The organism is Clostridium sp. CCUG 7971 (assembly GCF_017590215.1).
Classification (GTDB): domain Bacteria; phylum Bacillota; class Clostridia; order Peptostreptococcales; family Peptostreptococcaceae; genus Faecalimicrobium.
The window spans coordinates 1-6,742 of record NZ_JAFFPK010000098.1; the positions used below are offsets into that span (position 1 = coordinate 1).

Below are 6,742 nucleotides of genomic sequence, written 5' to 3' on the forward strand. Positions count from 1 at the left end.
ATGAATTATATTTAAGATAAGATACAATTAATATTCTAAAAAGCCATAAGTCTGATATAATATCAAACTTATGGCTTTTAACTTTTATTTAAAATACATAATTTTTATAAGAGATTATCTTTATTTTACTAATTTATTGTATTCGTCTTCACTCTTAGGTACTGATATTTCTCCTTTTAGTATCTTCTCTCTTTGAGTGTTAACATAATCTAAAATTTCTTTAGGAACATGTTTAGATGTATTTTCAGATAATCCAACACCATCTTCTTTTAATCCATAAACCTTACCTTGTCCACCTTTATATTTACCTTCAACTAATTCTTTAGCTAAATCATAAGATGCTACATTTAATTTTTTTAATGCTGATGTTATAACACTTTCTTCAGCTAAATAATTTTGATCTCTATCTACTCCTATTGCAAACTTCTTATTTTCTTTAGCTGCTTCTATTGATCCAACTCCTGTATCTCCTGCTGCTGCTAATATTATATCAGCATTTGATCCAAACATTTGCTTAGCTATAGATTTTCCTTTTGCTTGATCAGTAAATGTATTTGCATATTGTTCTAAAACTTTTGTATCTTTATTTGTAGTTGTAACTCCATATTTAAATCCATAATGATATTTAACAACAGATGGAGCAGGTAATCCTCCTATGAATCCTACTGTATTAGTCTTAGACATTTTAGATGCTATTATTCCAGCTAAATACGCTGCTTCTTCTTCTTTGAATGTTACAGGAACTACATTTTCTGGTATCTTATCGTATGTTTCATCCATCATAGCAAATTTTTGATTAGGATAATTTTTTGATGCTTCAGCTATAGATTCTTTTAACTGATATCCAACCCCGATTATTAAACTTGTATCTTGATCTATTAAAGTTTCTATGTTTTGTAAGTAGTCAGATTTTTGCTTAGATTCTAAATATTTAACTTCAACTCCAAAATCTTTTTCAGCTTTCTTTAATCCTTCCCACGTAGATTGATTAAATGATTGGTCATTTATACTACCTTCACCTAAAACGATTCCTATTGAAAGTTTTTCTTCTTTATCTTTTGAGTTTGAAGAACATCCTGTTAATAAAGCTGTCGATACTAACACAGATGCTGCTATTGATAATAGTTTTTTGAATTTCATAATGTCCTCCTAAGTTTCATTTTCATGAACTTTATTATGTTTTTTAAAAGTTTCGTTCGTTAACAGAATTTTATTTTACAAGAAAAATTAAATTCTGTCTATATTTTTTATTTTATTTTTTATTATTAAGTTTCCCCATCTGAAAGTATTAATTCATATATCCTATTATTTACTTTATTTTTTGTCGATTTTTACAATTTATTTTAAAAATAATTAACTATATTTATCCATTTGTTTTAAAATAATAATTTAAGATTTTTTTTAATAAAATAAAAAAATCACCTATTATAAAATTATAATAGGTGATTTTTTATTTATATTGATGTAGCTTTTAATTCTACTACATTCTCAGTTTCATTATTTTTAAAGTCTTTATTGTTTAATACTCTATTTAATACAATACCTACTATAGCTGATAAGCTAAGTCCTGTTATAGTTACACTTTGAGTTATAGGTATTCCTATTGTTATACCTTTGTTTCCTAAGTAAGTAGTTCCTAAGCCTATTATCATTATAGTTAATATTATTATTATATTGTTTTTATTTTTTATGCAATCACTGTCTTTTACAGTTTTTGCTCCTACAAAAGTTATCATAGAAAATAGTATAATACTTATTCCACCCATAACTGCAGTTGGTATACTTTGTAAGAATCCTCCAAACTTTCCAATACACGAAAGTAATATTGCAAATACTGCGGTTCTTCTTAATAGCGATGGGTCATAGTTTTTAGTTATAGCAAGTACTGCTGTGTTTTCTCCATAAGTAGTATTTGCTGGTCCTCCTAAAAATCCTGCTACTATCGTAGCTAAACCATCTCCTAATAACGTTTTATTTAACCCTGGATTTTCTATGAAATTCTTACCTACAACAGCTCCATTTGTTGTCATATCTCCTATATGTTCCATAAATACTGCTAAAACAACCGGTGCTATTAAAACAATAGCCTCTAAGCTAAACTTCGGCATAGTGAATGCTGGTATTTGAAGTAATGGTGCATTTATTATAGTAGATTGATCTATAATTCCCATAGCTAGACATATTAAATATCCTGAAATTACTGCTATTAATATACCTAGTTGCTTTATAAATCCTTTAGCAAACTTATTTATAACAAGCGCTATCGATAAAGTAATAAGTGCTATTAATATATTATTTGATGCCATATCAAATGCTGTTGGTAATAAGTTAAGTCCTATTACTGCAATCATAGCACCTGTAACTTGAGCTGGGAAATATTTTTTTATTTTATCTACTCCTACCATCTTAACTAAGAATGACATAATTACGTATATAATACCTGCTACTACTATTCCACCTTGTGCATAAGATAAGTCTCCACCAGATGCTTCTTTAGCCGCTAGTATAACTGGTATAAATGCAAAACTTGAACCTAAGAATACTGGTACTTTCCCTTCTGTACAAAAATGGAATATTAAAGTACCTACTCCTGCACAAAATATTGCAACTGCAGGATTAAATCCTGTTAGTATTGGTACTAATACTGTAGCTCCAAACATTGCTAATAAATGTTGTAATGACATTACTGTTTTTTTCATAAAAAACCTCCCAAATATAATTTTAGGGAGATAAAAATCTCCCTTTTTCAGTATCTCTGTACTGAATTAAAAGGCAATATAAACTCTTTATAGTCTATGTGTGTCTATTCTTTTATTGTTACTGAGTCTTCTTCATCAGTTTCAACTAATTTTACTGATATAATCTCATGTCTTGATGTAGGAACATTTTTTCCTACATAATCAGCTCTTATTGGCAATTCTCTATGCCCTCTATCTACTAAAACTGCTAGCTGAATTGATTTTGGTCTTCCTATATCCATAATAGCATCTAGTGCTGATCTAACTGTTCTTCCTGTGTATAAAACATCATCTATTAAGATAACTATTTTATCATCTATATTAAAATCTATTTTTGATCCATTAAGTATTGGATCAATATCTATTTCTTTTAAATCATCTCTATATAAAGTTATATCAACTTCACCTGTGTTAACCTTTGTTCCTTCAATTTGTTCTATCTTTTTAGATATTCTATCTGCAATAGGTAAACCTCTAGTTTTTATTCCTACTAAGACTATATCTTCTACACCTTTGTTTTTTTCTATGATTTCATGACTTACTCTTGTTATAGCTCTTGAGATTGCTTTTTCATCCATTAATTGGGCCTTTTCTCTCATTTCTGACCTCCTAGTATTTTAAGTTAAATTCATAAATCTAAAAAGCTCCTTATCATAAGACAAGAAGCTTGTATGTATCAAAATATACAAATATATTACTCACTTTTGCCTTATGATATCTCTGTATCAATTAAAGGTATTTATTTACCCTTAATTATATAATCTTGAAATGTTTTTTGCAAGAATTATTTTATTTTGGCAATTATATCCTCAAAATATTTTGGTAATTTAGAATCAAATTCAACATACTCTTTGCTAGTTGGGTGTATAAATCCTAACTTTTTAGCATGTAAGGTTTGACCTTTTAGTTTAAATTTAGTATTTTTAGGACCATAAACAGTATCCCCTAAAAGAGGATGGTTTATAGATAAAGCATGAACTCTTATTTGGTGAGTTCTCCCTGTTTCAAGGGTAGCTTTCATATGTGTAAAGTTATCATATCTTTCAATAACTTCAAAATGAGTTACTGCACGTTTTCCATCCTTCACAACTGCCATCTTTAATCTATCCTTAGGATTTCTGCCTAGATGCTTATCTACAGTTATTTTATCTTCTTTAACAACACCATGACATATAAACTCATACTCTCTAGTTATAGAATGATCTTTTAGTTGCTCAGCTAAAGAGTTATGTGCATTATTATTTTTCGCTATCATTAAAAGTCCAGAAGTGTCCTTATCTATTCTATGAACAATACCTGGTCTTATAACTCCATTGATAGAAGATAAGTTGTCCTTGCAATGATAAAGTATTGCATTAACTAAAGTATTGTCATAATTGCCAGGAGCAGGATGAACAACCATATCCTGTGACTTATTAACTATTAATAAATCATTATCTTCATAAACTATATCTATTGGTATATCTTGAGGAGTTACCTCTAAAAGTTTTGGTGCTGGTATTTCTACCATTATCTTATCATCTTCTTTTACTAGATACTTAGCTTTTTCCACCTTTGAGTTTACACTTACTTTTTTATCTTTTATTATCTTTTGAATGTAACTTCTAGACATATCTCCTAACTCATTTGCTAAGTATACATCTAATCTATCACCTTCATCTTCTTCTAACACTAAAAACTCTCTTACTTCTTCCATATTGTCACCTACTTTTCATTGTCAAAGAATAATATATATACACATAAAAGTATCGTTCCTACAACTACGAATACATCTGCTACGTTAAATACATATTCCCATATAAATCTAAAATCAAAATAATCTACTACAAAGCCTAATCTTACTCTGTCTATTAAGTTTCCTATAGCTCCTGAAATTATAAGAATTATTCCAGTTTTTCCGAGTAAGTTTATATTTTTATTTTTATTTAGATAGTATATCCCAAATATAGATGCAGATAGTGCAACTATTACAAATATCATTTGGTTATCTTGGAACATTCCAAAAGCTGCCCCTCTATTTTCTACATATGTAAGATGAAATATATTTTCTATTATCGGTATACTTCCAATGTCTTTTAAAGAATTTAAAGCCCATACTTTAGATAACTGATCTATCCCTATTAATAAAACTATTATTAGCGCATATAACAATATACTTTCCTCCTAAATTTTTATATACTACTATTATACAAAAAAAAGCTTCCTAATTGGAAGCCTGTTATTTGTTATTTTCTGTTTGTTTTTCATTATTCGTATGTTCTATAAGCTCTGATACTGTTACAAATTTATATCCTTGTTCTTTTAATCTTGGTACAACTATTTTTAATGCTTGCACTGTCTGAGTTGTTGAATTTCTAGCATTGTTATAATCATGTAAAAGTATTATTGTACCATTTTGAACTTTATTCATTATAGTATCTACAATATAATTTACACCTGGGTTTGACCAATCTCTAGGGTCTAAGTTTGACCATAGTACTATATTCATATTTTTATCTTTTGCTATAGTACACATATTTTTACTTATTGCTCTATATGGAGGTCTAAATAAACTTGGTTCTTTTCCTATTATCTTTTTGACTGCTTCTTGTGTTTCGCTTATTTCTTTATTTATTTCAGAATAACTTCTTTTTGCAACATTTATATGAGTAAAAGTATGGTTTCCAATTTCATGACCTTCATTATATTCTCTTTTTAATATTTCCGTGTTCCACTCTACCATTTCTCCTACTACAAAAAATGTTGCTTTTACATCATTTTCTTTTAATATATCCAATATTTGTGGTGTAAAATCTTTATCTGGACCATCATCAAATGTTAATGCTATTAATTTTTCTTCATCATTACCATGTTTTATTATAATATCTTCATAATCATTTAAAATATCTTTATTTAAACTTATAACCTCTTCATCTTTTATGCCTGCTTTATTATGAAAGTACATACCTACTACCAGAAGTAATAGTACAGGAATCATATATAATATCTTTTTCATATTACATTCCTTCTTTCTTATAAACTTTATTTATTATACCTATTACTTGTATTATTATATCTTTTAGCAACATCATTTATATCATTTAGTTGAATTAGTATTTCATCATAAAAACTAGCACCTTCATTTATTAGGTTTTGATTATATTTTCCACTTGTTATTGGTAAATCTGGTTGGTGTTTTGAACAATGTGCGCATAAATTAGTTTCCGGAACTATATCTAATCTATCTTCATCTATTTTTTTATGACACTGTTCGCATACTCCATAAGTCCCATTTTCTATTTTATATAACGCATTTTCTATATTATCTAGTTTTCCTCTTTCATGAATAGTTAAACTATTTTGCATATCTTGCATATATACTTCAGTACCCATATCTGCTGAATGATTATCATAACTTGATAGTTCTCCTGATGTATATCTTTCACTAGAATGTTTAGTTGTATTTCCAAACATAGTATTATCTTGCATTTCTACTATTAATTTTTCTATCTTTTCTTTTTCGTTTAATAGCTCTTTTTTATATTTATTTATGTCCATACTATTACCTCTTTCCTCTGTAAAGTTCTACTATATTAACTAATTCAGCTATATACTCTCCTATAATAGGTAAATTTACCCACGAAGCAAGTATGTAAAGTGCAATAGCTGCTAGTATTGTAAGTCCTATTGCTTGACCAAAACCTTTACCTAATCCTGCTACAAAATTTATTGTAAATAGTCTTCTTTTGCTATCAGTTAGCATCATATATTCTCTAATTCTACTTCTTTCTATTGTCAGCATAAGTCTTTCTAAATATCTTTTTATTAAACCTAGATCCTTTTTAGTATCATCTGATAGATACATTTCATTTATTATTTTATCTAATTCTTTCATACTTATAGGAATTACATCTTCTTCCTTTTTTTTATTGTTAATAGATATCACATCCTTTTTGAAACAATTACATATAATTGTAGTATGTGATAAATTACTTATAAAAATGCAAAAGGATTATAGAGAAATT

At 27.8% G+C, this 6,742-nt stretch carries 8 protein-coding genes; all 8 read right to left on the minus strand.

What is annotated here, in order from left to right:
- Positions 1-120: 120 nt before the first annotated feature.
- The 8 genes from JWF52_RS12640 to JWF52_RS12675 all read right to left on the minus strand — a co-directional run bounded on the left by JWF52_RS12640 (position 121) and on the right by JWF52_RS12675 (position 6,612).
- The gene (locus JWF52_RS12640) at positions 121-1,140 is read right to left on the minus strand and encodes a BMP family lipoprotein (protein WP_208333910.1); all 1,020 of its coding nucleotides are present in this window, start codon (positions 1,138-1,140) and stop codon (positions 121-123) included.
- Between the two features lie 314 nt (positions 1,141-1,454).
- Positions 1,455-2,699 carry a uracil-xanthine permease family protein gene (locus JWF52_RS12645; RefSeq protein WP_208333911.1) on the minus strand — a complete coding sequence of 415 codons (1,245 nt, stop codon included), beginning with the start codon at positions 2,697-2,699 and terminating at the stop codon, positions 1,455-1,457.
- 104 nt (positions 2,700-2,803) lie between these two features.
- Complete coding sequence (gene pyrR, locus JWF52_RS12650) at positions 2,804-3,337, minus strand: bifunctional pyr operon transcriptional regulator/uracil phosphoribosyltransferase PyrR (RefSeq protein WP_208333912.1); 534 nt, start codon at positions 3,335-3,337, stop codon at positions 2,804-2,806.
- Between the two features lie 185 nt (positions 3,338-3,522).
- Positions 3,523-4,434 carry an RluA family pseudouridine synthase gene (locus tag JWF52_RS12655; RefSeq protein WP_208333913.1) on the minus strand — a complete coding sequence of 304 codons (912 nt, stop codon included), beginning with the start codon at positions 4,432-4,434 and terminating at the stop codon, positions 3,523-3,525.
- Positions 4,435-4,442: 8 nt separating this feature from the next.
- Positions 4,443-4,889, minus strand: coding sequence for a signal peptidase II (gene lspA, locus JWF52_RS12660; RefSeq protein WP_208333914.1), 447 nt, complete (start codon positions 4,887-4,889; stop codon positions 4,443-4,445).
- A gap of 67 nt (positions 4,890-4,956) precedes the next feature.
- Entirely contained in the window at positions 4,957-5,733 is a 777-nt protein-coding gene (locus tag JWF52_RS12665; RefSeq protein WP_208333915.1) for a polysaccharide deacetylase family protein, read from the minus strand.
- Positions 5,734-5,759: 26 nt separating this feature from the next.
- On the minus strand, positions 5,760-6,275 hold the full coding sequence (locus JWF52_RS12670) for a TraR/DksA C4-type zinc finger protein (protein ID WP_208333916.1): 516 nt from the start codon (positions 6,273-6,275) through the stop codon (positions 5,760-5,762).
- A 4-nt stretch (positions 6,276-6,279) separates the two neighbouring features.
- Positions 6,280-6,612, minus strand: a complete 333-nt coding sequence (locus JWF52_RS12675) for a DUF5665 domain-containing protein (protein WP_286184152.1) — start codon at positions 6,610-6,612, stop codon at positions 6,280-6,282.
- Between the last annotated feature and the right edge of the window lie 130 nt (positions 6,613-6,742).